This window comes from Desulfoconvexum algidum (genome assembly GCF_055382125.1).
On sequence record NZ_AP042394.1, the window covers coordinates 2,266,370 to 2,288,939 of the forward strand.

22 protein-coding genes are annotated in these 22,570 nt (G+C 40.7%); 18 read left to right on the forward strand and 4 right to left on the reverse strand.

From position 1 onward, the window contains the following. Window positions 1-126: 126 nt before the first annotated feature. From tnpA to ACZ45G_RS10380, 3 genes are read left to right on the forward strand one after another with little or no spacing between them, the layout of a single operon-like run. Window positions 127-540, forward strand: a complete 414-nt coding sequence (gene tnpA / locus ACZ45G_RS10370; RefSeq protein WP_464177737.1) for an IS200/IS605 family transposase — start codon at window positions 127-129, stop codon at window positions 538-540. Beyond that, the gene (locus tag ACZ45G_RS10375; RefSeq protein WP_464177739.1) at window positions 537-1,790 is read left to right on the forward strand and encodes an RNA-guided endonuclease TnpB family protein; all 1,254 of its coding nucleotides are present in this window, start codon (window positions 537-539) and stop codon (window positions 1,788-1,790) included. Before tnpA ends, ACZ45G_RS10375 begins: the two co-directional genes overlap by 4 nt. Further along, the gene (locus ACZ45G_RS10380; RefSeq protein WP_464177742.1) at window positions 1,780-2,031 is read left to right on the forward strand and encodes a hypothetical protein; all 252 of its coding nucleotides are present in this window, start codon (window positions 1,780-1,782) and stop codon (window positions 2,029-2,031) included. Before ACZ45G_RS10375 ends, ACZ45G_RS10380 begins: the two co-directional genes overlap by 11 nt. Here ACZ45G_RS10380 and pepN read toward each other — a convergent pair. After that, window positions 2,014-4,626, reverse strand: a complete 2,613-nt coding sequence (pepN, locus tag ACZ45G_RS10385) for an aminopeptidase N (RefSeq protein ID WP_464177744.1) — start codon at window positions 4,624-4,626, stop codon at window positions 2,014-2,016. The two genes, ACZ45G_RS10380 and pepN, sit on opposite strands and share 18 nt — an antisense overlap. 189 nt (window positions 4,627-4,815) lie before the next feature. Between pepN and ACZ45G_RS10390 the strand changes: the two genes are divergently transcribed. Then, complete coding sequence (locus ACZ45G_RS10390) at window positions 4,816-5,064, forward strand: type II toxin-antitoxin system RelB/DinJ family antitoxin (protein ID WP_464177746.1); 249 nt, start codon at window positions 4,816-4,818, stop codon at window positions 5,062-5,064. A gap of 162 nt (window positions 5,065-5,226) precedes the next feature. On the opposite strand, the gene ACZ45G_RS10395 is transcribed toward ACZ45G_RS10390, so the two are convergent. From ACZ45G_RS10395 to ACZ45G_RS10405, 3 genes are all read right to left on the reverse strand, one after another. Beyond that, a complete protein-coding gene (locus ACZ45G_RS10395; protein ID WP_464177748.1) occupies window positions 5,227-5,562 on the reverse strand; it encodes a type II toxin-antitoxin system HicB family antitoxin in 336 nt (111 codons plus the stop codon). Next, window positions 5,559-5,738 carry a type II toxin-antitoxin system HicA family toxin gene (locus tag ACZ45G_RS10400; RefSeq protein WP_464177750.1) on the reverse strand — a complete coding sequence of 60 codons (180 nt, stop codon included), beginning with the start codon at window positions 5,736-5,738 and terminating at the stop codon, window positions 5,559-5,561. The genes ACZ45G_RS10395 and ACZ45G_RS10400 overlap by 4 nt, the downstream gene beginning before the upstream one ends. Window positions 5,739-6,027: 289 nt before the next feature. Beyond that, window positions 6,028-6,714, reverse strand: a complete 687-nt coding sequence (locus tag ACZ45G_RS10405; RefSeq protein WP_464177752.1) for a PEP-CTERM sorting domain-containing protein — start codon at window positions 6,712-6,714, stop codon at window positions 6,028-6,030. Window positions 6,715-7,198: 484 nt separating this feature from the next. Between ACZ45G_RS10405 and ACZ45G_RS10410 the strand changes: the two genes are divergently transcribed. The 14 genes from ACZ45G_RS10410 (at window position 7,199) to ACZ45G_RS10475 (ending at window position 22,524) form a co-directional block, all read left to right on the forward strand. Next, window positions 7,199-8,845: a GumC family protein gene (locus ACZ45G_RS10410; RefSeq protein WP_464177754.1), complete on the forward strand. Its 1,647-nt coding sequence runs from the start codon at window positions 7,199-7,201 to the stop codon at window positions 8,843-8,845. A 15-nt stretch (window positions 8,846-8,860) separates the two neighbouring features. Beyond that, window positions 8,861-9,718, forward strand: coding sequence for a polysaccharide biosynthesis tyrosine autokinase (locus ACZ45G_RS10415; RefSeq protein WP_464177756.1), 858 nt, complete (start codon window positions 8,861-8,863; stop codon window positions 9,716-9,718). Further along, window positions 9,711-11,105, forward strand: a complete 1,395-nt coding sequence (locus ACZ45G_RS10420; protein ID WP_464177758.1) for a TIGR03013 family XrtA/PEP-CTERM system glycosyltransferase — start codon at window positions 9,711-9,713, stop codon at window positions 11,103-11,105. Before ACZ45G_RS10415 ends, ACZ45G_RS10420 begins: the two co-directional genes overlap by 8 nt. An 85-nt stretch (window positions 11,106-11,190) precedes the next feature. Next, window positions 11,191-11,784, forward strand: a complete 594-nt coding sequence (locus ACZ45G_RS10425) for a polysaccharide biosynthesis/export family protein (RefSeq protein ID WP_464177760.1) — start codon at window positions 11,191-11,193, stop codon at window positions 11,782-11,784. A gap of 33 nt (window positions 11,785-11,817) precedes the next feature. After that, window positions 11,818-13,149, forward strand: coding sequence for an outer membrane beta-barrel protein (locus ACZ45G_RS10430; protein ID WP_464177763.1), 1,332 nt, complete (start codon window positions 11,818-11,820; stop codon window positions 13,147-13,149). Between the two features lie 32 nt (window positions 13,150-13,181). Further along, a complete protein-coding gene (locus tag ACZ45G_RS10435; protein WP_464177765.1) occupies window positions 13,182-14,537 on the forward strand; it encodes a UDP-glucose dehydrogenase family protein in 1,356 nt (451 codons plus the stop codon). Further along, window positions 14,497-15,357 (forward strand): XrtA system polysaccharide deacetylase, encoded by an 861-nt coding sequence (locus ACZ45G_RS10440; protein ID WP_464179919.1) that lies wholly within the window; start codon window positions 14,497-14,499, stop codon window positions 15,355-15,357. The genes ACZ45G_RS10435 and ACZ45G_RS10440 overlap by 41 nt, the downstream gene beginning before the upstream one ends. 3 nt (window positions 15,358-15,360) lie before the next feature. After that, the gene (locus ACZ45G_RS10445; protein ID WP_464177767.1) at window positions 15,361-16,425 is read left to right on the forward strand and encodes a FemAB family XrtA/PEP-CTERM system-associated protein; all 1,065 of its coding nucleotides are present in this window, start codon (window positions 15,361-15,363) and stop codon (window positions 16,423-16,425) included. A gap of 4 nt (window positions 16,426-16,429) precedes the next feature. After that, window positions 16,430-17,653: a DegT/DnrJ/EryC1/StrS family aminotransferase gene (locus tag ACZ45G_RS10450; protein ID WP_464177769.1), complete on the forward strand. Its 1,224-nt coding sequence runs from the start codon at window positions 16,430-16,432 to the stop codon at window positions 17,651-17,653. After that, complete coding sequence (gene xrtA, locus ACZ45G_RS10455; protein ID WP_464177771.1) at window positions 17,650-18,501, forward strand: exosortase A; 852 nt, start codon at window positions 17,650-17,652, stop codon at window positions 18,499-18,501. The genes ACZ45G_RS10450 and xrtA overlap by 4 nt, the downstream gene beginning before the upstream one ends. Window positions 18,502-18,511: 10 nt before the next feature. Further along, window positions 18,512-19,174, forward strand: coding sequence for an exosortase C-terminal domain/associated protein EpsI (locus ACZ45G_RS10460; protein ID WP_464177773.1), 663 nt, complete (start codon window positions 18,512-18,514; stop codon window positions 19,172-19,174). A gap of 8 nt (window positions 19,175-19,182) precedes the next feature. Then, window positions 19,183-19,776 carry an acyltransferase gene (locus ACZ45G_RS10465; protein ID WP_464177775.1) on the forward strand — a complete coding sequence of 198 codons (594 nt, stop codon included), beginning with the start codon at window positions 19,183-19,185 and terminating at the stop codon, window positions 19,774-19,776. Between the two features lie 288 nt (window positions 19,777-20,064). Then, window positions 20,065-21,207 (forward strand): hypothetical protein, encoded by a 1,143-nt coding sequence (locus ACZ45G_RS10470; protein WP_464177777.1) that lies wholly within the window; start codon window positions 20,065-20,067, stop codon window positions 21,205-21,207. Window positions 21,208-21,501: 294 nt separating this feature from the next. Continuing rightward, on the forward strand, window positions 21,502-22,524 hold the full coding sequence (locus tag ACZ45G_RS10475) for an acyltransferase family protein (RefSeq protein ID WP_464177779.1): 1,023 nt from the start codon (window positions 21,502-21,504) through the stop codon (window positions 22,522-22,524). Window positions 22,525-22,570: the final 46 nt, after the last annotated feature.

The window sequence follows — 22,570 nt, forward strand, 5'->3', positions numbered from 1 at the left end:
TCATTTGTTTAGGACTTTACCGCAGAAGCCCCGGGGGTTTCAACCCCAGGATGAATTCAGAAGTATATGTATGTCCTAATTTATTATTTTCTTGACTAAATACATAATAAATGATATACTATATGTATGATTGAATCAAGAAATAATTTGGTCCATGCAAGAACGGTTGTTTACAATACCGGATACCACCTTGTCTGGTCTGTTAAATATAGACGTTCGGTTTTAACCGGAGATGTGGCTGATACTTTAAAACAAATTCTTTTTGATATAGCCAAGGACAAAGACTTCTTAATCAAAGAGGTTGAGATTATGCCAGATCATGTTCATGTTTTTGCATCTGCTCACCCCAAGGTACCGGCAGGGTATATTTATAAGATGCTAAAAGGAATCTCGGCCAGAAGACTGTTTGTTATTTTCCCGGATATAACCAAGAAGTTGTGGAAGGGGCATTTGTGGAATAGCTCGACCTATATTGAGACCATTGGCCATATTTCTGAGGAAACAGTTAAAAAATATATCCAGGATCAAAAAATCAAATGATCATAAAGAAAAACAAAAGTACAGACCCCAATATTGTCTCGGCAGGATACCGGTTCCGGATCTATCCAACGCCTGAGCAAGAGGTGTTTTTTGCAAAACACTTTGGGTGTACTCGTTCTTTGTATAATCACTTTTTGGATCTTAGATCAACGGCCTGGAAAGAAAGCAAGGAGTCTGTTTCCGGGTTTGCCTGTAAACGAATGATCCCTGGGCTCAAGAAAGACTTTGATTGGTTAAAGGAATGTAACAGCCAAAGTCTGCAGCAATCGGTTCTGGAGCTGGAAGAGGCTTATCAGAAGTTTTTTGATAAAAAACTGCCGAATAAGTATCCTCAGTTCAAGAGAAAACATAACCGGCAGTCTTTTACAGTACCGCAGCACTTTAAGACCCGGATCTCCAAGAGCGGTAACTTCCTTCTGAATATTCCAAAGATTAAATCTGATATTAAGGTTAATGCCCACAGGGAGATCCCAGGGAAGATTGAAAGCTTGGTTATATCAAAAGCGCCTTCCAGCAAATACTTTGTCAGTTTTAAATGCCTAATCGATAAAACCGAATTGCCCGGGAAAAAGAATATCCCGTTCAAAGAGATCGGTATTGACCTGGGCGTGAAGGATACGATTGTTACCAGTGATGGTGTAAAGGTATCAAATAAACGGCACCTGGAACGATCTTTAAGGCAATTAAAACGCCAGTCAAGACGGTTGTCCAGGAAAAAAAAAGGTTCTAAGAATAGAAAAAAACAGCGATTGATCATTGCCCGGTTACATGAAAAGATCTCGAATCAACGTAAAGACTTTTTACATAAAGAAAGCTTCCACCTGGTGAACGAAAACCAAGTGATCTATCTGGAAGATTTGAATGTTAAAGGTATGATGAAAAATAAGAGACTGGCCAGGCATATTGCCGGAGCTGGCATGGGTGAACTCTCCAGGCAGATTAAATACAAAGCTGGGTGGAGGAATCGACAGGTTCACCAGATAGGCCGGTTCGATCCGTCATCAAAGATGTGCTCAACCAAAGGGTGTACCTATATTAATTCTGACCTTAAATTGTCAGATAGGGTATGGGTTTGCCTGGAGTGCGGCACCGTCCATGATCGGGATATTAACGCTGCTTTAAATATTTTGCAAATAGGGCAGGATTATGCCCGAATTAACGCCTGCGGAGAGTACAGCCAATGTTCTGGTTCACAAGAACCTGATCAAGCGGGCTCATTGAACCAGGAACCTGTTCTTATTGAAACATGAATTTATTTCAGTGGGATACCCGGGGTTTCAACCCCGGGAGGATGTCACGAAACATGAACGAACAGGTCGGCCGCTGGGGGTGGATCCCTTTATCGGAAAAATGGAATCTCTTTTGGATCGCAGACTGAAACCTCAAAAACCGGGTCCTAAAAAGAAAGATAAGTATAGATGTCCCCGGAATACCCATGAGAGCCTTGTACAAACGAATTGGTATCACTACTCTCTACTCCAACGCCCTTGAAACAATCTCATAGACATTTTTAGAAAGTGTCTGAACCGCTAAAATCCTTTCAAGTTCTTTTTTCATCAAAACCTTTCTCGAAGAATCATATTTTTTCCAGTGGTTGAAACAAGAGGACAGTCTGGCCGCCACCTGTTGGTTAATGGTGTCCAGTGCAATAATCTGGTCAGCGACAAATCGATACCCGTTTCCATCCGCCCGGTGAAAATTTATCGGATTTTGCAGAGCAAACATGTAAACAAGGGATCTTACCTTGTTGGGATTGGCCATGGTGAAATCCGGATGGGTCAAAAGAGCTTGAACCTGTTCCAGGGTATCTGGAAGACTGGAAGCTGCCTGGACGGCAAACCATTTGTCCAGAACCAGTTTATCCTGCTGCCATTTTTTATAAAAAATATCCATTCCCGTTTGTTTTACACCCGAATCAATCTGACTCAAAATCTTGAGTGCCGCATATTCATCGGTCATGTTCTGGGCAGTTTCAAACTTTTGACGAACATAATCAGTCGTTTGTTTCTCCTCAATGCTGCCGATATAGGACAAACAAAGGTTTTTTAGACTCCGATCCGCTATTGCCCCAGGGGAAATACTCAAGGGATCTAAAGAGGAGCATTGCTCAATTTTTTCCATGAACTGATCTCTTAATTCCAGGGCCAATTCTTTTTTCAGATAGGCTCTGGCCTTGTGGATGGAAGCCACATCAATGCACTCATAATAGTCCTTGATTTCATTTTCCTGGGGTAGGGCCAGGGCTTTGGCAAGAAATGCTTTGTCGGTCTTTGAATCAAGCAAGGCTGTTTTAAATGCCTGGACCAGGATAGGGGAAACATCAAGGGGCTCATCTTTTTGAATCATGGAAACAAGCGTCTGGATTTCTTTTATGAAAAGGGTCTGGGCGGCATCAAACCGGTTAAATTCATCTCGCTCATGGGCCATGAGAAAGGCAAGATCTGCATCGGAAAAATCCGTTACCAGTTTGACCGGCGCAGAAAATTCTCTAAAAACAGAAGGGTAGGTGTCCGGCCCTATATTTTCAAACACAAAGGTGGTTTCCTTTGTTTTCAGCTCAAGTAAAGTCATACCCTCAGGAGTGATATCATTTCCTTTGCCATCCATAAGTCCAAATTGAACGGGAATATGAAGCTGCTTTTTCTCCCTTTGATTTCTGTCCGGAGGTGTTGTCTGCTCAAAGATCAGGGTCAGTCTCTGTAATTTAGGATCATAGGATCGTGTCAAAGTAACTATCGGCGTGCCGGACTGGGAATACCATAATTTAAACTGGGTAAGATCAAGGCGGGATGCCGTTTCCATCACCGAAACAAAATCTTCGGTGGTGACCGCCATCCCGTCAAATCGCTCAAAATACAGATCCATGCCCCGCCTGAAATCAGATTCTCCAATGAGTTGATGAATCATCCGGATCAATTCCGATCCTTTCTCATACACGGTCATGGTATAAAAATTGTCCATTTTAATATAGGACTCAGGCCGGACAGGGTGGGTCATGGGGCCTGCATCTTCGGGAAACTGAGAGGCCCTTAGATTTTTCACATTGGTAATCCGTTCCACCGCCCGGGAGTTTAGATCAGATGAAAATTCCTGATCCCTGAAAACAGTGAGCCCTTCCTTAAGACTGAGCTGAAACCAGTTTTTAAGGGTGACCCGGTTTCCTGTCCAATTGTGGAAATACTCATGACCGATAACCGCCTGGATATTCATAAAATCATCGTCCGTGGCAGTTGTCGGATTGGCCAGGACATATTTTGAATTGAAAATATTCAATCCTTTGTTTTCCATGGCCCCGGCATTAAAGTCATTAATGGCCACAATCTGGTATAAATCAAGGTCATATTCAAGGCTGAACCGATCCTCGTCCCAGCGCATGGCCTGTTGAAGGGATCTCATTGCATGGTGACATTTATCTATATTCTCTATCTCTGAATAGATTTTTAAATCAACCGTTTTTCCGGAGCAAGTAGTGAACTTGTCCTCCAGACAGGACAAATTCCCCGCCACAAGGGCAAACAGGTAACTGGGTTTTTTAAAGGGATCTTCCCACCGGACATAATGCCGATTGTTATCAAGGTTTCCGGATTTAACCAGATTTCCATTGGAAAGCAGGACCGGATAGCGGTCTCGATCGGCAATTATGGTACATGAATAGACAGCCATGACGTCCGGCCTGTCGGGAAAAGGGGTGATCCTCCGAAATCCCTGGGCCTCGCACTGGGTGCACAGGGTGTCCCCGGACATGTATAATCCTTCCAGGCTGGTATTCTCTTCAGGGGCTAAGATGGATACAATTTCCAAGGTGAACCTGTCCGGCGTTTTAATCAGCTTGAAAAAATCATCTCCCGCCTGGTATTCTTCCGGCAGTAAAAGCATTCCATCTGCAACCACGGAACAAATCTCAAACCGTCCCTTATCAAAAACAAGGGGTGTCTGCTCGTTTGCTAGGTCTTTGTTTTTTCTTATTTTCAGTTTGGAAGTGACTTTGGTCAGATCATCTGCAATATCAAAAATCAGATCCACGTGATCAACAAAAAACTCCGGCGGCTTGTAATCTTTTAAATAAATAGTCTTTGGATTTTCCATGATCAAGTACACTAAGACGAGCATTGAATATTGTCAATACTTTTGAATTAAGGAAAAAAAGCAGGATCCCTGGTGGAACCCTGCTTTGATGGTAAATTAAAATGGTCGCTATTAATTCTTTATTTTTTTGTCCATTCAATGTATTCTCATGGTATGACAAGTTGCTAATAATAAAGAATGAGGTGTTTTATGGCAAAGACTACAACAATATCAGTAAGAATGGATGCTGAACTTAAAAATGATGCTGAAAACATATTAACTCTTTTGGGGCTGACCCCTTCTCAAGCTATTAATGTTTTCTACAAACAGATAACCTTTCAAAATGGCCTTCCTTTTTCCATTAAGATTCCTAAGAAAAAACTCAATGATGTTTCAATTAATGCGATGGAAGAAAAGGACCTTGAGGAATATAGTGATGTCCCCGGAATAGCTAAGTAAGCTGTCCCCGAAATAGCCGAAATAGCCCGAAATAGTTAGATGTCCCCGAAATAAAAGATGTCCCCGGAATACATACATCCGGAATACCGGAATACATGTCCCCGGAATACACCGGAATACACCGGAATACAAACCGGTATGACTAATAATTGGCTATGCCATTTAGTGAGAGTGTGCTGCCTGATCCAGCATATCGGCTGCCCATTGGTTAATACTTTTCCCGCTCACTTCGGCAGCCTGTGCAACTGCAGCATGAACCTTTGGCGGAACACGGAGCATCAACTTACCGGAATATGGTTTTTGAGGTTGCTTTCCTATTTTTTGGCATGTTTCCAAATAGTCATTAAGTGCCTCTTCAAATGCTGCTCTGAGTTCGCTAACTGCTTCACCATGAAAGCCTACAACATCGCGAATGCCTGCAATATGGCCAACAAAGCAACTATCTTCATCACTGTATTCAATGCGGGCACTATACCCCTTGTGTTTCATTGGTTTCATGGCTTCACCCCTGCTTGTTTTAGAAAAGAACGAGCGTCCCGTACCTGATACGGTTTTGTTTCTTTGAGGGGATGTGGTCTATGGAAACTCATCACTACTTCGTTTAAAATGAATCTGACTCGAGAACCATCCCCTTCGATCAATTTTGCACCCAAAGCCAGAAACAGCGATTCCATTTTCTTAAAATCAAGGTTGGACGGGACTTGATTTTTGAAAATAGCTTTTAATATTCTTCGCTGTTTACTGTTTATATTTGTATGATATCAATTTGTGATATCAAAATCAAGCTTATGGGAAATTTTTTTTGTAATTATCTTTTGGAGCACAGACTGAAACCTCAAAAACAGGGTCCTAAAAAGAAAGATAAGTAAGGTGTCCCCGCAATAATACCCGCAATAATATACAAAAAAAAAGCAGGGCCCCTTTTGGAACCCTGCTTTGAATTTAAACAAAAAATGGTTGGTATTAATTTTGCCTTGTTTTCCTTCCGATGCCGGCAAGTCCGATCAATCCTATTCCAAAAAGAAGCATGGTGGCAGGTTCTGGAACGGGAGCACCAACCAACTGGCTTTGTCGATCAAGGGTACTATCCTTGGTATCATAAACAATATTAACAACTTTAAATTCCATTCCAGATGTGGTTAAATCGGACCATCCCAGGTCGTCGAAAAAGCTTTTGGCACTGGTAGTCATATGGTCGTAAAGTAGTTCGTCTTCTAAAAGCCAAATGACATTTTGTACATCTTCTGAAGAAATTGTGTTAGCAAATCGACCTGTCCAAAATGACCAGGCCAGCCATTTACTTTCATCAGAAACATAATCTTTCCCATCAGAAATAGAATCCCCATCAGCATCAACAGCATCATCATAATCAGCACCACCACCTGTTGCGTAATCCTCAACGGTCTGAACTCTATATTCAGAATCATCATAAAAGATTTCGTCTTTTTCAAGGCAAAAGGTATCGTGAATGGTCTTCATTCTATCGGTATCGGTATCTCCATCAATAGGAGTCGTAACTTTCATTCCGTAGTATTCACCAGCCTCGGTCATTGTAACAAAATCACCCACTTGTATGGGAAATGCCCAGGCATTGGCCGTCAATAAGAACAGAGTGCTTAATATAAAACCCGCTTTTAACAATTTCTTCATACTTTTTCCCTTTTTAAAATATTCATGTTATTTTTTTGTATAAACTATATTAACAAGATTATTAAGCAGTATACGTGCCATGCTTCGAAAGCCACGTAGTTTGGGAAGGTTGGCCTATTCAGACCATGAAAGTGTGTAAAAAAAGAAACAAAATTATGTAAAAGTTTTCATGATTTTGGTTTTTAATTATTTAAAAAATACAAATAAAAACTTAGGTAGTATTTTACCCAATAAAAGGTTAAAAATTTACTTATTGGGTAAAATAATACACATATTGATAAGTTTTTGATTGAAAAACACTCTGTTTTGGCTTTGGCATGTAATTCGCATTGACACAGCTGATAATTGTTTTTAAGATTGCCTTGAAAAAGTCAATCAATGCTTAAAGCAAAATAGAAATTTCATTGACGTCAAGACAGTGCTGATGTAGGGTGTTTGCATTTTTGTGATCTTGATATAAATTAGAAAGGATTTCAGATACAGGATGGCGGATTTTCAGCAACAGTCAGCAGCACTAAAACCAGATCAGATAGTTGAAATAATAATCAGGCGCAGATGGTTGATTATGATTCCCCTTTGCCTTTCCTTAACCCTGGGCCTTTTTTATACCCTTACAACGCCTAAAACCTACATAGCCGCTACAACAATTCTTATCCAGCCCCAGAAGGTGCCGACAGATTATGTTCAATCAATTGTTACCACAGACATAGGTCAAAGAATCAATACGATTTCCCAGCAGATATTAAGCAGAACAAATATTGAAAAAATAATCAACCAGTTTGGGCTCTTCCAGGACAGGCCTGATATGTATCAGGAAGATAAAGTTACAAGTATGCGACAACGGGTTCACGTCAAACAGCAGAGCACCAGGCACCAAGGCACTGAAGCATTTTCCGTCTCTTTTACTGGCAGCAATCCTGCAATGGTAATGAAAGTTGCCAATACCCTGGCCGGTTTTTTCATGGACGAAAATCTCAAAGCCAGAGAAATGCAGGCCATTGGAACCAGTGAATTTCTTGAATCAGAACTTGATAAAATAAAAAAGAAACTTGAGAACCGGGAAAATGTACTTGCTGAATACAGGGCAGCCCACATGGGCGGACTGCCCGACGAGTTGGAAACAAATCTGAGGACCCTTGACCGGCTTCAATTGCAGAGTACCGAGGCTGCAAATGCGCTCAGAGAGATGCAAAATTCTGTCTCTCTTTTAAAAAATCAAATTTCACGGCTAAAGGAAAACATCAACAGCGGAACGGCGTCAACCTTGCAGTCCGATGGTACGTTTGTAAGCACCCCATCCTTATCCATAACTGAACAGCAGTATGAGCTGGAAAAAAGGCAATTGGATGAGTTGCTTTCAAAATATACAGTCAGGCACCCGGAAGTTATTAAATTAACCAAAAGTGTTGCCCGGCTTGAAAAAAAACTTGAACAAGAAAAAACGGGAAAACCCAATGCGACTCCTGGTCAAAAAACCAATTCTGATAAAACCCGTGCCGCATCTCCCAATGATAATATTTTATTCCAGTATGGGCTGGCCCTTAAGCGGATGAACAATGAAATTTTCAATCTGCAGGAGACACTCCAAAAGGTTAACGCAAAAATGCTGGTTTATCAGAAAAGAGTTGAGGATACGCCCAAAAGAGAGCAGGAACTTCGATCCATCCAAAGGGACTACAACAACATAAGAGACAGCTATAACTCCCTTCTGTCCCGACGTCTTGAAGCGGAGCTTGCGGTTAACATGGAAAAGAAGCAAAAAGGGGAGCAATTCCGTATTCTTGACCATGCGCGTCTTCCTGAAAAACCGACATCTCCCGATGTAAGGATGCTCTTTATGCTGTCCATCGGCGTCGGTTTCGGCATTGGCGGGGGAATTGTTTTTCTGCTTGAATTTTTGAACCCGGTCATAAGAAATGAAGAACAGATAGAAGTAGAGATCGGGCTGCCCATACTGGCATCTATCCCGCCCATAGGTCAGCCGGGAGATAAGAGGAAAAAATGGGCTAATCACGTTCTATTTACTGCTGTGGCCCTTTACTCAGGTGTAATATTGTCGTTTTTCATGGTTTTAAATTTTAATGGTATTGACAGAACGCTTAATTTAATTAGAACCTATAGCAATCTTTAAAATTGGAGTGATGAGTTGGGAAAAATTTTCAAAGCACTGGAAAAATCACAACAACCTCTTGAAAAAATACAGGCGGCAGCAGGTGCGGTTAAAACGGAAACTGTATCTGATCTCCATGGCCCGGATTTTCATGACCCAAAAATTGACACCCCTGGTGTAGAAAATATTCCGTTCGCCATTGATCCCAAGCTTGTCAGCGGTCTTCAGCCGCAGTCAGTTGAGGCTGAACAATTCCGGATTTTAAAAAACAATATACTTTTTCCGGAAAAGGGCAACCCGCCAAAATCAATCATGATAACCAGCACCGCCCCGGGTGCCGGGAAATCTTTTGTGGCGGCAAACCTTGCCATCAGTATTGCCCAGAATATAGATGAACATGTTTTTTTAATGGACTGTGACCTGAGATCTCCCTCCATCCATTCATTGTTCGGATTTGATGAAATCCAGGGGTTAAGCGAATACCTCGCCGAGGCAAAGCCTTTATCCGATTTACTGGTCAAAACATTTCTGGAGAAGCTGACCCTTCTTCCGGCAGGAACGATTCCCTTTAATCCTTCGGAACTCTTATCCTCTGAGCAGATGAGAAGGCTTCTCCATGAGGTAAAATCAAGGTATAGTGACAGATATATCATCATAGATACACCGCCGCCGTATCTGACTTCTGAAACAGCTGCAATATCCAGACTGGTTGATGGAATTGTGATTGTAATTCAACAGGGGGAAACACGAAAAAAAGATGTTCTGGATCTTATTGACATCTACGGAAAAGAAAAAATTATCGGTGTTGTGTATAATTTTGCCAGGAAAAAAATTGGATATGGCTACGGTAAATACGGCTACGGCAAATATGGGTATGGGCTAAAAAATGCTTAGGCTTTTAAAACAGTATTTCCCCATACGAAATATTCTTTTCTTTTTATTCGAGGGTGTCGTTATTTTCAGCGTTATTTTCCTGTCGTCATTTCTTGTTACCACGCCTAGTTCTTACCTGGTTGATCTTTTTCTGGTTTTGAAAATCATCCTGGTTTCTATTACCTGCCAGGCGTGCCTTTATTATAATGACCTCTACGATTTTGAAGTTGCCTCCACCATTCCGGAGATCAGCATAAGACTTCTTCAGGCACTTGGGATAACCTCAATTTCCCTGGCCGCTGTTTATTTTATATTCCCTGTTGCCATTGTGGATCAGAAAACCTTTGTTTTAAGCATTTCACTTTTGTTTTTTTTGATTGTCGGCTGGCGGATTGTTTATATCTGGATCTTAAACAAGGGTTTTTTCAACGAAGCCATAATTATATTGGGGTCTACACCCCTTGCATATGATATTATAGAAACAATCAACTCCACCATCGACTGTGGCTATACCATAGGGCTCCTGATTCCGGATTCGGATAAAGAAAAAATTGATAAAAAGATTTCTGATAAGGTCCTCATTGAATGTACCAAAGAAAACTTTTGTGAAATCGCTTTGGGGCTTGGGGTAAAAAAAGTCGTGGTTGCCTTAAAAGAGAGAAGGGGATCTTTTCCTGGAAAAGAATTGCTCAATTGCAGGACAGCAGGACTTGAAGTTCTGGAGGGCAGCAGTTTCTATGAAATGCTGACAGGAAAACTGCTGGTGACCAAAATAAACCCTTCCTGGCTGATATTTTCAGACGGGTTTAAAAAATCCAGACGTCTGACAATTGTCAAACGCATCTCAGATATTCTAATCGCCTGTAGTATGCTGATTTTGTTGTCCCCCCTGTTTTTGCTGACGGCTATTTTGATCAAGCTTGAATCAAAAGGGCCGGTTCTTTTTTCCCAGGATCGGGTGGGCCAGAACAAAAATGAATACATGATGCACAAATTCAGGTCAATGGTAGAAGACGCTGAAAAATTAACAGGACCTGTCTGGGCACAAACCAATGATGGCCGGATTACCCGGATGGGCAGGATTATTCGAAAATTTCGGATCGATGAACTGCCCCAGTTGTGGGATGTTTTAATGGGCAGGATGAGCATGGTCGGTCCCCGGCCGGAACGCAAACACTTTACCGATGAACTTGAAGAAAAGATTCCCTATTATGCCGAAAGGTTCAAAGTAAAACCCGGTTTAACTGGTTGGGCGCAGGTCTCCTACAGCTATGGCGCAACCATTGAGGATGCCATTGAAAAATTAAATTACGATCTTTTTTATATAAAAAATTTGTCCATTACCATGGACCTTGTGATCATTCTCAGGACGGTAAAAACAGTATTGTTTGGTAAAGGTGCCAGGTAATAAGGCGTCAGGTAATATTGTAAGCATTTTGCGGTACTAAAAAATTTTATACACAGAAAGTCGATGTAATCGAAGGGGCGGAGCTATGATCTTTTTTAAAAATTTACAAAAATGGGGTATCATCGGTTTAGTGGTAGGCACCCTTTGCATCTCTTTTATTTCCCAGACGCCAATGTGTCAGGCCGACGAAAGTGTACCCGACTATGAAATCGGGGTGGGTGATATTCTGCGCATCAATACCTGGAAGGAACCGGATCTTTCCCTGGAAGGGGAAATGGTGAGAAGTGACGGCAAGATTACATTTCCGTTGCTGGATGATATTCAGGCCAAGGGGTTGACCACCATGGCGCTCAAGGCCGTAATAGAAAAAAAGCTGGCAGAGTATGTGGAAGCACCCAATGTTACCATAACCCTTGCAAACCCCGTCAGTCAGAAATTTTATATTCTAGGCGAAGTGATGAGAACCGGCGAATATCCCATTCTTAAAAAAATAACGGTTATGCAGGCATTTGCCCTTTCAGGCGGCTTTACCGAATGGGCCTCCAAAAATAAAATCATCTTGATCCGGAGAAGCCAGGGAAAAGAGGAAACCATTATCATTAAATACAATGATATTCTGAAAGGCGATTTCAGCAAAGATATTTCCCTTAAAGCCGATGATACCATCATAGTACCCTAAAACGTGTACCATAAAACCAAAGGACGGTGTGCCATGAAAAGTTTAAACCGGATTAAGCTTTTGAATATAAATCTGAGCATCTTTTTTTTATTATTGGTTTTGGTCCCCACGGCTTCTTCTAAAATTAAAACACAGTTTGTCCCTTCTCTCTCCATTTCAGGCGAGTATACAGATAATTATCTCAAGACTGAAAATAATAAGGATGATGAGTATTACACCCTATACGGGGCTGACTTTTCCTTTGGAATCCTGGACAAAAAAGGAAATTTGTTTTTTAATTATTCTCCTGAATATAAGGACCATAATGAGCTGAACCAATACGATTTCTGGCGCCATGATTTTGGTATTGACGGCCTTTACCAGGCCGGCAAGAATACAAGCTTAACCTTTTCAGAAAGTTATGTAAGAGATCTCAATCAATCGGTAAGAAACAACAGTTTTAACAAACATGATACAAATAGTACTTTTTTGGGAGTCGTCCATCAGTTTGGTCAACGCGATTCATTTGGAATCAACTATACCTATTCTTTTGATATGTATGATGAAGCCAATCTGGATGAATATAAAAGACATAAACCAAGTGCATTTTTTGGCTATTGGTTTTCACCCAAATGGGGAGTTGACACAAACCTGTCCTATTCAAGCACAAAGTATGAGATTCCAAGTAATGATCCCGAGACATGGTCCGGGGATCTGCGGTTATTGCATACGATCAGCAAACATCTTGATGTGTACGCAAAATATGCCCATTCATCGACCAAGCAGGCATCAGGGGATTACGATGTCTACCATCCATCCATTGGTTTTGATTGGAGCCCCACCGATGATTCGGGTATACTTCTTGGCATTGGTGTTCTCTTCCAGGATAGGGATATTTCCAGTGACTATGATAAAGAACGGTTTTTTTTAGATCTGGACATGTATAAAACCTTTGATTTCACCCGAAAAAGCAGATTGTCCATCACCGGGAAAAGCGGCTACAGCGATATCGACCCCGAGGCCGCAAGCCTTGGGTTTAATATCTATGGTGAAGCAGGCTTTCTGTATACCTACCAGCTCCTCAAAAAACTCTCCTCAAACATAAGGGGTGCCTATCGTCTTAATGAATATTACGAACTCGGTGTAGTTGACAGAACAGATAACACCCTGGATCTCGGAGCAGGACTTGTCTGGTCACCCTTAAAATGGTTGAGTATAGACCTGTCATACTCATTCAGGGATTTTGATACCGATGGCCAGGGAAGCCAAGATTATCAGGAAAATATAGGAATGCTGACCTTTCGATTCACCCCGTCCCAGCCGGTAAGGTTTGATGACACAAATCCCAGAAAATCACTTGAGAACCAGGTGTTTACCCCTCGCTAACGAATAACGCTAAAGAAATGGTAGACTTTTAAATGAATATTACAATTATCGGCACAGGATATGTAGGTCTGGTCACAGGTGCCTGCTTTTCAGAAATGGGAAGTGTCGTAACATGCGTGGATGTGGATGAAACAAAAATAAATAACCTTAAACGAGGCATTCTTCCCATTTACGAACCCGGTTTGGAGAATCTGGTCATCCAGAATTACAAGGAAAATCATCTAAACTTTACCACAGATCTTGGAACCGCAGCAAAGGAATCCAATATCTTCTTTATTGCAGTGGGCACCCCCCCGGGTGAAGACGGATCTGCCGATTTGCAATATGTCTTGCAGGTGGCCAGGGAAATAGGGCAGCATCTCACCGAATATTCTGTTATTGTCAATAAATCAACTGTTCCCGTGGGCACAGCCGACAAGGTAACAAAAGAAGTTCAAGCCCAATTGGATGAAAGGGGAGTTTCCATTGAATTTGATGTGGTCTCAAACCCTGAGTTCCTGAAAGAAGGGGCGGCGGTAAATGATTTCCTCAAACCTGACAGGATCGTTGTGGGAGTGGATTCAGACCGGGCAGCCAAAATAATGAAGCGGTTGTATGCGCCCTTTTCCAGAAACAGGGACAAACTGCTCCTGATGAATGTTCGGGATGCAGAAATGACAAAATATGCTGCCAACTCCATGCTGGCCACAAAAATATCTTTTATGAATGAAATCTCAACGATTTGTGAACACCTCGGAGTGGATGTTGAAAACGTTAGGAAGGGCATTGGTTCGGACTCCAGAATAGGATATTCCTTTATCTATCCCGGCTGTGGATATGGAGGATCCTGCTTTCCAAAGGATGTAAAAGCCTTAATTCGTACCAGTCGCGACTCTGGGATCGAACCGGAACTTTTAAACTCCGTTGAAAAAAGAAACGCTATTCAGAAATTAGTCCTCCCCCTTAAAATTAAACGTCGTTTTGGCGAAGATCTTTCAAATAAAAGGTTCTGTGTCTGGGGGCTCTCGTTTAAACCGGGAACAGATGACATGCGGGAAGCCTCATCCATTGTCCTCATTGATGAGCTCTTAAAAGCGGGTGCCCGCATAAACGCCTATGATCCCGTTGCAATGGACCAGGCAAAAAAAGAGTTTCCCGATGATTGGTTTAAAGACAACCGGCTCGAGTTTTCTGACAATCAATACACAGCCCTTGAAAATGCCGATGCCCTCATTCTTGTAACCGAATGGAAGACCTTCAGGCAGCCGGATTTCAAGCAGATGTCACATAAAATGAATCAAAAAATTATATTTGACGGCAGGAATCAGTATGATCCCGAAGAAATAACAGAGGTTGGGTTTGAATACCATGGCATTGGAAGAGAAAAAAACAATACTCCTGACATTTGATGTTGAAGACTGGTTCCAGGTAGAAAACTTTAAAGAGTATATTTCCTTTGATTCATGGGATTCCCGTGATTTAAGGGTTGAAAAAAATACCCACACCATTTTAGACCTCCTGGATTCCTTTGATTTCAAGCCAAAGGCAACCTTTTTTGTCCTGGGTTGGATCGCCCAACGATTGCCCGATCTTGTAAACGAAATTAATGCAAGGGGCCATGAGGTCGCAAACCACGGGAATCACCATCACCTTTGCACCCAGCAGTCTTCCAAAGAAATGATTGAAGATCTGAAAACCGGTAAAGCGATTCTTGAGGATATTACGGGACAGCAGGTTTATGGCTACCGTGCGCCAAGTTTTGCTGTAAACAACGATATCCTGAAAATCATCAAAGAAACAGGTCATGTTTATGATTCAAGCTTTAACTCTTTTGCCATGCACGGAAGATACGGAACCATTGACCTGCCGGAAAATACTGCAAAAAGTGCGGCCTGCAGGATTTCTGATGATTTTTTTGAACTCCCTGTCAGCAATCTGAGCATCCGGCAAAAAGTTTTCCCCCTGGGGGGAGGCGGGTATTTCAGATTAATCCCTTTTCCCCTGTTTAAACTTGGTATGAATTCTGTTTTAAACAAAAAAAACGCTTTCCTTTTTTATTCCCACCCCTGGGAATTTGACCCTGGACAGCCAAGGGTGACACAAGCGTCAACCGGTTTTAAATTCCGGCATTATATCAACCTCAATAGAACCCAAAAAAAACTTGAATCAATGATAAAAAATTTTAAAACACTGAAATTTACAACCTGCATCGATTATCTGAGACCATAACCCATGTCGATTGAAATAAAATATATTGATTCAAATCTTAGCGAATTATGGGATGAATATGTGTATAACCATCCCAATGCAGTATTATACCATTTGTTCGCATGGAAAACCGTTATTGAAAAAACCTACGGCCATAAAACATATTATCTGGCCGCATTCCATAAAAATGCTTTAACAGGCATTCTTCCCCTGACCCATTTGAAACACTTTATTTTTGGCAACAGCCTTATCTCCATCCCTTTTTTTGACATGGGGGGCATTCTGGCTGACAATGAAGAGACAGAAAAAGCGCTTCTTGCCGAAGCCATAAAATTGGGCAGTTCTTTAAAGGCAGATACCATTGAGTTTCGCCAGCCCCATGCCCACCCGTGCCTGGAGGCCACTCTTTTAAATTCAGTTTCCTGTACGTCAAAAACACATAAAGCCCGTATGCTTCTTGAACTGCCGGAATCATCTGAAATATTAATGAAATCGTTTAAATCAAAACTTCGAAGTCAGATCAAAAAGCCGATAAAAGAGGGATTGAATGCTTTTGTCGGCGGTTTGGAATTCCTTGATGATTTTTATGATATTTTTCTGGTGAATATGAGAGATCTTGGTTCCCCTGTTCATTCAAAGAAACTGATCAAGAATGTGATAAAACAGTTTAACCCCGATGCAAAAATAGTCATTGTCAAAAAACAGGATAAAACCATTGCTGCCAGCGTCATCTGCGGGTTTAAAGACACCCTTGCAAATCCCTGGGCTTCGGCGTTACGGGAATTTAGCCGTCTGAGCCCCAACATGCTTCTTTACTGGACCATGCTTGAATATGCCTGTGATAATGGATTTCAGTACTTTGACTTTGGCAGATCTACCCCTGACGAGGGAACCTTTAAATTTAAACGACAATGGGGCGCCCAGCCCGAGCCCCTTCATTGGTACTATATTACAGCCAATGGACAACCATCGAAAGATTCAACGCCTGAAACAACAAAGTTCTCAAAGGCGGTTGAATACTGGCAGAAACTGCCGGTTCCGGTTACCGGCATCCTGGGGCCGATGATACGGAAACACATAGGCTTGTAAATAAATGCGTATTAGACGAACCCTTCCTCCTGCAGCCGCCCCCATCTTTTTCAAAGATATTGTATCCGGTTTAAAAGGTATAATGCGGGGACAAAAAGAACTGGACCGGTTTGAATCAGAAATTAAAGTCTATTACAAGGTTAAACATTGTTTCCTGCTGTCGTCCGGTAAAGCCGCACTTACTGTTATATTAAAGGCACTTCACAGGCATTCCCCGGAAAAAGATACCGTTCTGATCCCGGCTTTTACATGCTTTTCTGTCCCGTCTGCCATTATCAGGGCAGGGCTGAAAATAAAGCTGTGTGATATGGATTCCGAAACACTTGATTTCAATTTTAAAGAGCTGAAATTAAAACTCACCGACCCTTCAATCCTTGCCATTATCCCTACCCATTTATTTGGCCTCCCGGCCAACATCCCTAAATTAAAAACGGTTTGTACCAAAAATGATGTTTTCCTCATTGAGGATGCTGCCCAGGCCATGGGCGGAACTGATGGTAATAAAAAGCTTGGAACAATAGGTGACATAGGATTTTTTAGTCTTGGGCGGGGAAAAGGATTTTCCACGGTTGAGGGGGGAATAATTATTACAAACCATGATAAAATTGCCCGGCAGATCAAAGGAATTGTAGATTCCCTTCCAGATTACAGCAGATTTGAAACACTGAAACTAATATTGTTTTCAATTGTTCTGTCTGTTTTCATGCTGCCCTCATTCTTCTGGTTTCCAAAATCACTTCCGTTCCTGAAATTAGGCGAGACAATTTTTGACACCGGTTTTTCCATCAAGCGCTTGACCCCATTCCAGGCAGGTCTGGCAAAAAACTGGAAAAACAAATTACACTGGTTTTCAACTATTAGACAGGATAATTGCGAACATTGGTTTGGTTTTTTTGAACGACGGCAAAAAATAGGTGGCAAAAACCCATTATTTCGGTTCGGTGCAAAAAAAAAAATATTGATCCGATTTCCCGTTTATATTGATAACTCACTCACATTTAAAAAAGTTCTAAAAAAAAGCAACCAGATTGGCGCCGGTATCATGGGGACATACCCCGGTTCAATCAATACAATAAAGGCACTCAAAGATTGTTTTGCAGGCCAAAACTACCCGGTGGCAGAGAGCCTTGCTCAAAAACTTGTCACGCTGCCGGTACACCCCTTTGTATCGGCAGCGGATCAATTAAAAGTTATAAGGCTTTTTAATGTTGAAAAGGAAAGCAGATGAATTTTACTGAATCCCAGAGATCAATCACAAAGTTGATGTTAATTTTAGTCCTTTGGTTTGGGGCCTTCTATCCGATACTGCCTCAACTTATTGATACATGGTCTGGCAACTCCAATGATTCCCATGGTATGCTGGTGCCTATTTTGTGTGCATATTTTGTATGGCAGAAAAAAGAACTGTTGAAAAGAGAGCAGGCAGATAGCTCCCAATTGGGATTCTGGATTCTTGCTGTTAGCATGGGGGTGTACCTGTTGAGCTACACCGGAGGGGTTACTTTTGTAGCAAGACTCATGATTGTTAGTTCTCTGATTGGGATTGTGCTTTACGTTTATGGAACAAATATTTTTAAAATTATTGCATTTCCATTATTGTTTGCCTTTTTCATGATTCCCGCTCCTTATTCAATTATCAGTCTGGTTGCACTTCCCCTTCAATTGTTTGCAACTAACATATCTGCTTTTGTAATTAAGGCTGTTTCAATTCCAGTATACCAAGAGGGCAACATGCTTTATTTTGCCCAAACACAACTTGAAGTTGCCGAAGCGTGCAGCGGACTCAGATCCATTACCGCATTAACCATGTTGAGTGTGCTTTTTGTTTATTTGATGGAATGTGAGGTATGGAAAAAAATTATTATTCTGATGTCAGCAATTCCAATTGCCATTATTGCCAACATAACCCGGGTAACCGGTACCGGCATTCTGGCCCATTTTTTCGGCGGCCAGGTTGCCAGAGGCTTTTTACATGATTTCTCAGGGATAGCCGTTTTTGCCTTTGGCCTGGCAGTTCTTTTTTTAGAGGCCCAGATATTGAAATCCATCGGTAAAAAAAAAGAGCAACAACAATAGGAATCCATTTATGAATATCAATAAATCATTTATTATCACTATCATTATTTTGCTGTTCTCTATTGTCTCGACAATGATCATTGACCAAAGGGGGGTTCCCTTTGTTGCAGAAACAAATCTTGAAAACCTGCCCATGGAAATTATGGGTTTTACAGGCGTTGAGGATTATTTTGCTGATTCAATATATGAGGAGTTGAATGCAGACAAACATGTATACAGGCACTACCGTTCTGAAGACGGGAAGCAGGTTGATTTGTATATAGGTTACTACGGCACGGCAAAGGGGGGGAGAACTCCCCATAATCCCTACGCTTGCCTGCCGAGCTCAGGATGGGGAATTGTAAAGGATAAGAATATAAAATTAAGGAAAGACGGCACTGAAAAATATGAAAATGTGAATTATATTACCTCCCGCAAAGGGAACCTTTACGATATCGTGTATCACTGGTATCAGTCAGCAGGAGACAAAGTCCTTTCGACAGGATTTGAACAAAATATTCAAAGATTAATTGGGAAAGTTTTGTATAACAGGAACGACGGTGCATTTGTGAGAGTCTCTGCGCTCACTTCCGAAGATAAGATCAATCAAACGGATACTTTGGTGAAAAAATTCAGCGGAAAAATTCTTCAACTACTGCCGGACTACTGGCCGGTTGAACAAGATAAAAAATAGGAGATCAAATGTCTCAGTTTTTAAATAAAGTATATAAAGGGTTAAAATCACCATTATATCTTTGTGATTACGTACTCTCTATTTTACGCGGTTATTATTATAAATTTAAATATTCTATTATATTAAACAAAGCTGTTTTCGGAAAAAAATTTCGTGTTCAAGGGGCTCTTAAAATATCTGGACCTGGGAAAGTTATTATTGGGGATAAAGTCCTAATTAATGGTCTTGGCCATCCCGTAACACCTTTTACCCAACATAAAGATGCCGTAATAAAAATTGGATCCAATTCAGTTGTTAGTGGCACCCGTTTTGGATGTCAAACAGCAATTACAATAGGTGAATATGCTCTTGTGGGAGAGTCCAGAATAATGGATACTGATTTCCATTCAATTTACCCTGATAGGTGGTCACCTGATGCCGTTATCGAATCTTCTCCGATTATGATTGGAAAAAATGTATGGATCACGGGAGGAGGTGCTGTTTTAAAGGGCGTTCACATCGGGGATAATTCAGTTGTCGGCTTTGGCGCGGTTCTTTCCAAAACGATTCCTTCCAACTGTGTAGCTGCAGGGAACCCGGCAACAGTGATCAAACAAATTTAGTATCCTATTCAAATTTCCTGGTAGTCATTCTGATTAAAAAAATATTGATAGGGGGCAAATTTTGATTGTAACGGATTTAGGGGAGTGGCTTATCTTGTAGACAATTGAACGCCTTCCATGTATGGTTGAATTGGAAGATTTAAGCTATAAAAAGAAGGTGCCATGCAACAGTCAGACTCAAAGCCAACTCCCCGGAAGAATCGTACAATTGTAGTGGATTTTATTCAAGCCGAATATGAACTTAACATATATGATGCATCCTATTTTTGATCCGTATTGGATTCCTATATGGAATTTCATCCAGAACTTTTCCCATTTGAAATTCGTTATGGTTATCAGATGAAAGATCTTTATTTGTCAAAAAAACTGTCCATTAATATCAGGCGTATCAAGGTCACAATTCAAGATAGGGTCGTCTGTTTTACCATCCGCCCATCATTCATTATGCCATACTTAACAGGTATGGCTGTTGATGTTGAAAAACCGCTGATGCTGCGTAAATTTGCTGTTCCATTTTGGGCTCTGAGCTACTGCTTCGGAAGAGATCCTATGTATTGGTATCGTATGGAAGCCTCTCTGGGTCGGTATAGTATAGTAGGCACTACTGTTCGGTTTGCTGAAAAGCTGCCCTTGCATCTGGCTGCAGACGAAAAGCACACAAAAATTAAAGGGGAGAAAGCTTACATCCCTTGTACAGTTGGCAATGATTGCATTTTAGGCGTTGGTCTTAAAAAAAGTGCTGGCCAAGCCGAATTAGAAGAAGGGTATGGAGTTTTTAAAAATGAAGCACAAAATTTGAAACCAGATTATTGTCCTGATTCCGTTAACACAGATGGTTGGCTGGCCACTATTAATTCTTGGAAGAGCCTTTACCCGGCAACTGTCTTAATTGCATGCTTTCTCCATATTTATATCGGTATCAGAGATCGATCGCGCAAGAAATACAAAGACTTCTTTGAGCAGGTTTCATCTAAGCTTTGGGAATGTTATGAAGCCGATAGTAAGCGCTCCTTTTCACAAAGAGTAAGACGTCTATATGAATGGGGAAAAGCATCTGAAATCCCTAAATTCATGATGGATAATATTGAAAAAATCCGAAATAATCTTACGAAATTTTCCAAAGCATATGATTTGCCCGGTTCTCACAGAACGAGCAATATGATTGATAGACTCATGCAAAGAATGGATCGATATCTGTTTAATACACAATCTTTTCATGGCAACATTGAGTCGGCAGAGCTAGGAATACGTGCATGGGCTCTGATTCAAAATTTTGCACCATCAAATCCAAAGACCGTTCAGAAATATAATGGTCTTCAGAGTCCTGCTGAAAGATTGAACGGATTTCGCTATCATGGTAACTGGTTGCAGAATCTTCTAATTTCAGGATCTTTGGGAGGATTTAGAAGCCCTCCCCAAAATCCGATATAATCAGCTTATTTTTTATGTTAGCGGTACTAATGTTTTCTCTTGCATTTTCGTGGAGAAGTTTAAGTCCATTGACTCTAAAACATAATTGGATATTTCTTATGGTGTTTATCTGTACCATATGCCGATTGTAAATTTTTTCACATATTTTGGTTTAGTTGTATCTTTAAAATACAATATACTTGTAATTATCATTACTGTTTTCATCGCAATTGTTTCGTGGAAGGTGGTTGAAAAACCGGCTCTATCTTTTAAACAACATCCTTTAAACCCTTTGAACAAGACGACTAAATAAAAATGATTATATCTTTACAGTATCTAAGGGGACTCGCCTCTTTAATGGTGGTATTGGAACATATCTCATGGAAAGGCGTTCAATACCTTGGCGCACCTCTTGCTTGGTTTCATATTGGAGGTGGAGGCGTTGATATATTTTTTATTATTTCCGGTTTTATTATGTGTCATGCGACTGCTGGAAAATATAATTTATCAGGCAATGTCACCTTATTTATTAAAAAACGATTAATAAGAATAATACCATTATACTGGTTATTATCTCTATGTGCACTGGTTCTCTATATAATCATGCCTGAAAGAATTAATACCAGCGGAGGAGAGACTAATGTTTTTCTCTCCTTTTTTTTAATTCCATTACCAACTGAGCAAGCGTTCTTGCTCAAAAATGGATGGACCCTAAGCTATGAGTTTTATTTCTACTTTATTTTTTCTTTTGGAATGATATTCAGAGAACAAATCGGCCGAAGACTGGTATCGATTATTTTACTGGCATTAGTTGTAACCGGATTTTTACTGGAAAACAAAGGTTTATATACAAGATTTCTAACCAATGCAGTACTTATTGAGTTTTTGTTTGGTATAATTATTTATAATATTTATAAGAATTATAAAAATATTTCATTATACGTGCCAGTCATCTTAGTGCTTTCTTCAGTAATCCTATTTTTTTTATTAAACCAGCAGGGAGGTGTGTTTTGTGGGAAGCGCATCTTTGATTACGGAATACCCTCTTTTTTAATTTGTCTGGGACTGACATTGCTGGAAGAGCCGATTTCAAAACACAAATTTTTACCATTGCAAATGCTGGGTGATTCATCCTATTCAATGTATCTTTTCCATCCGTTTGTTTTATCCGGTTTTATTCTTGTTTTTGATTTATCTGGTTTTTTAAATGAAAAATGGGCGTATTTAATTATTTGTTTAATGCTTGTATCTGCGATTGTTTCCGGATATCTGTGCTATGTTTTTGTTGAAAAAAAAATGGACAAGAAATTAAGAAGGCTCATGAAAAAATCAAATTAGCACGTAACGCTTGATGGTTTGAAATGGTCCTTAATATAAAAATGAA

Bases quoted from the DNA above. Each gene is read 5' to 3' on its own strand.
- tnpA (WP_464177737.1), top strand. From the start codon at position 127: ATGATTGAATCAAGAAATAATTTGGTCCATGCAAGAACGGTTGTTTAC.
- ACZ45G_RS10375 (WP_464177739.1), top strand. From the start codon at position 537: ATGATCATAAAGAAAAACAAAAGTACAGACCCCAATATTGTCTCGGCA.
- pepN (WP_464177744.1), bottom strand. From the start codon at position 4,626: ATGGAAAATCCAAAGACTATTTATTTAAAAGATTACAAGCCGCCGGAG.
- ACZ45G_RS10390 (WP_464177746.1), top strand. From the start codon at position 4,816: ATGGCAAAGACTACAACAATATCAGTAAGAATGGATGCTGAACTTAAA.
- ACZ45G_RS10395 (WP_464177748.1), bottom strand. From the start codon at position 5,562: ATGAAACCAATGAAACACAAGGGGTATAGTGCCCGCATTGAATACAGT.
- ACZ45G_RS10400 (WP_464177750.1), bottom strand. From the start codon at position 5,738: ATGGAATCGCTGTTTCTGGCTTTGGGTGCAAAATTGATCGAAGGGGAT.
- ACZ45G_RS10405 (WP_464177752.1), bottom strand. From the start codon at position 6,714: ATGAAGAAATTGTTAAAAGCGGGTTTTATATTAAGCACTCTGTTCTTA.
- ACZ45G_RS10410 (WP_464177754.1), top strand. From the start codon at position 7,199: ATGGCGGATTTTCAGCAACAGTCAGCAGCACTAAAACCAGATCAGATA.
- ACZ45G_RS10420 (WP_464177758.1), top strand. From the start codon at position 9,711: ATGCTTAGGCTTTTAAAACAGTATTTCCCCATACGAAATATTCTTTTC.
- ACZ45G_RS10425 (WP_464177760.1), top strand. From the start codon at position 11,191: ATGATCTTTTTTAAAAATTTACAAAAATGGGGTATCATCGGTTTAGTG.
- ACZ45G_RS10430 (WP_464177763.1), top strand. From the start codon at position 11,818: ATGAAAAGTTTAAACCGGATTAAGCTTTTGAATATAAATCTGAGCATC.
- ACZ45G_RS10435 (WP_464177765.1), top strand. From the start codon at position 13,182: ATGAATATTACAATTATCGGCACAGGATATGTAGGTCTGGTCACAGGT.
- ACZ45G_RS10440 (WP_464179919.1), top strand. From the start codon at position 14,497: ATGGCATTGGAAGAGAAAAAAACAATACTCCTGACATTTGATGTTGAA.
- ACZ45G_RS10445 (WP_464177767.1), top strand. From the start codon at position 15,361: ATGTCGATTGAAATAAAATATATTGATTCAAATCTTAGCGAATTATGG.
- ACZ45G_RS10450 (WP_464177769.1), top strand. From the start codon at position 16,430: ATGCGTATTAGACGAACCCTTCCTCCTGCAGCCGCCCCCATCTTTTTC.
- xrtA (WP_464177771.1), top strand. From the start codon at position 17,650: ATGAATTTTACTGAATCCCAGAGATCAATCACAAAGTTGATGTTAATT.
- ACZ45G_RS10460 (WP_464177773.1), top strand. From the start codon at position 18,512: ATGAATATCAATAAATCATTTATTATCACTATCATTATTTTGCTGTTC.
- ACZ45G_RS10465 (WP_464177775.1), top strand. From the start codon at position 19,183: ATGTCTCAGTTTTTAAATAAAGTATATAAAGGGTTAAAATCACCATTA.
- ACZ45G_RS10470 (WP_464177777.1), top strand. From the start codon at position 20,065: ATGGAATTTCATCCAGAACTTTTCCCATTTGAAATTCGTTATGGTTAT.
- ACZ45G_RS10475 (WP_464177779.1), top strand. From the start codon at position 21,502: ATGATTATATCTTTACAGTATCTAAGGGGACTCGCCTCTTTAATGGTG.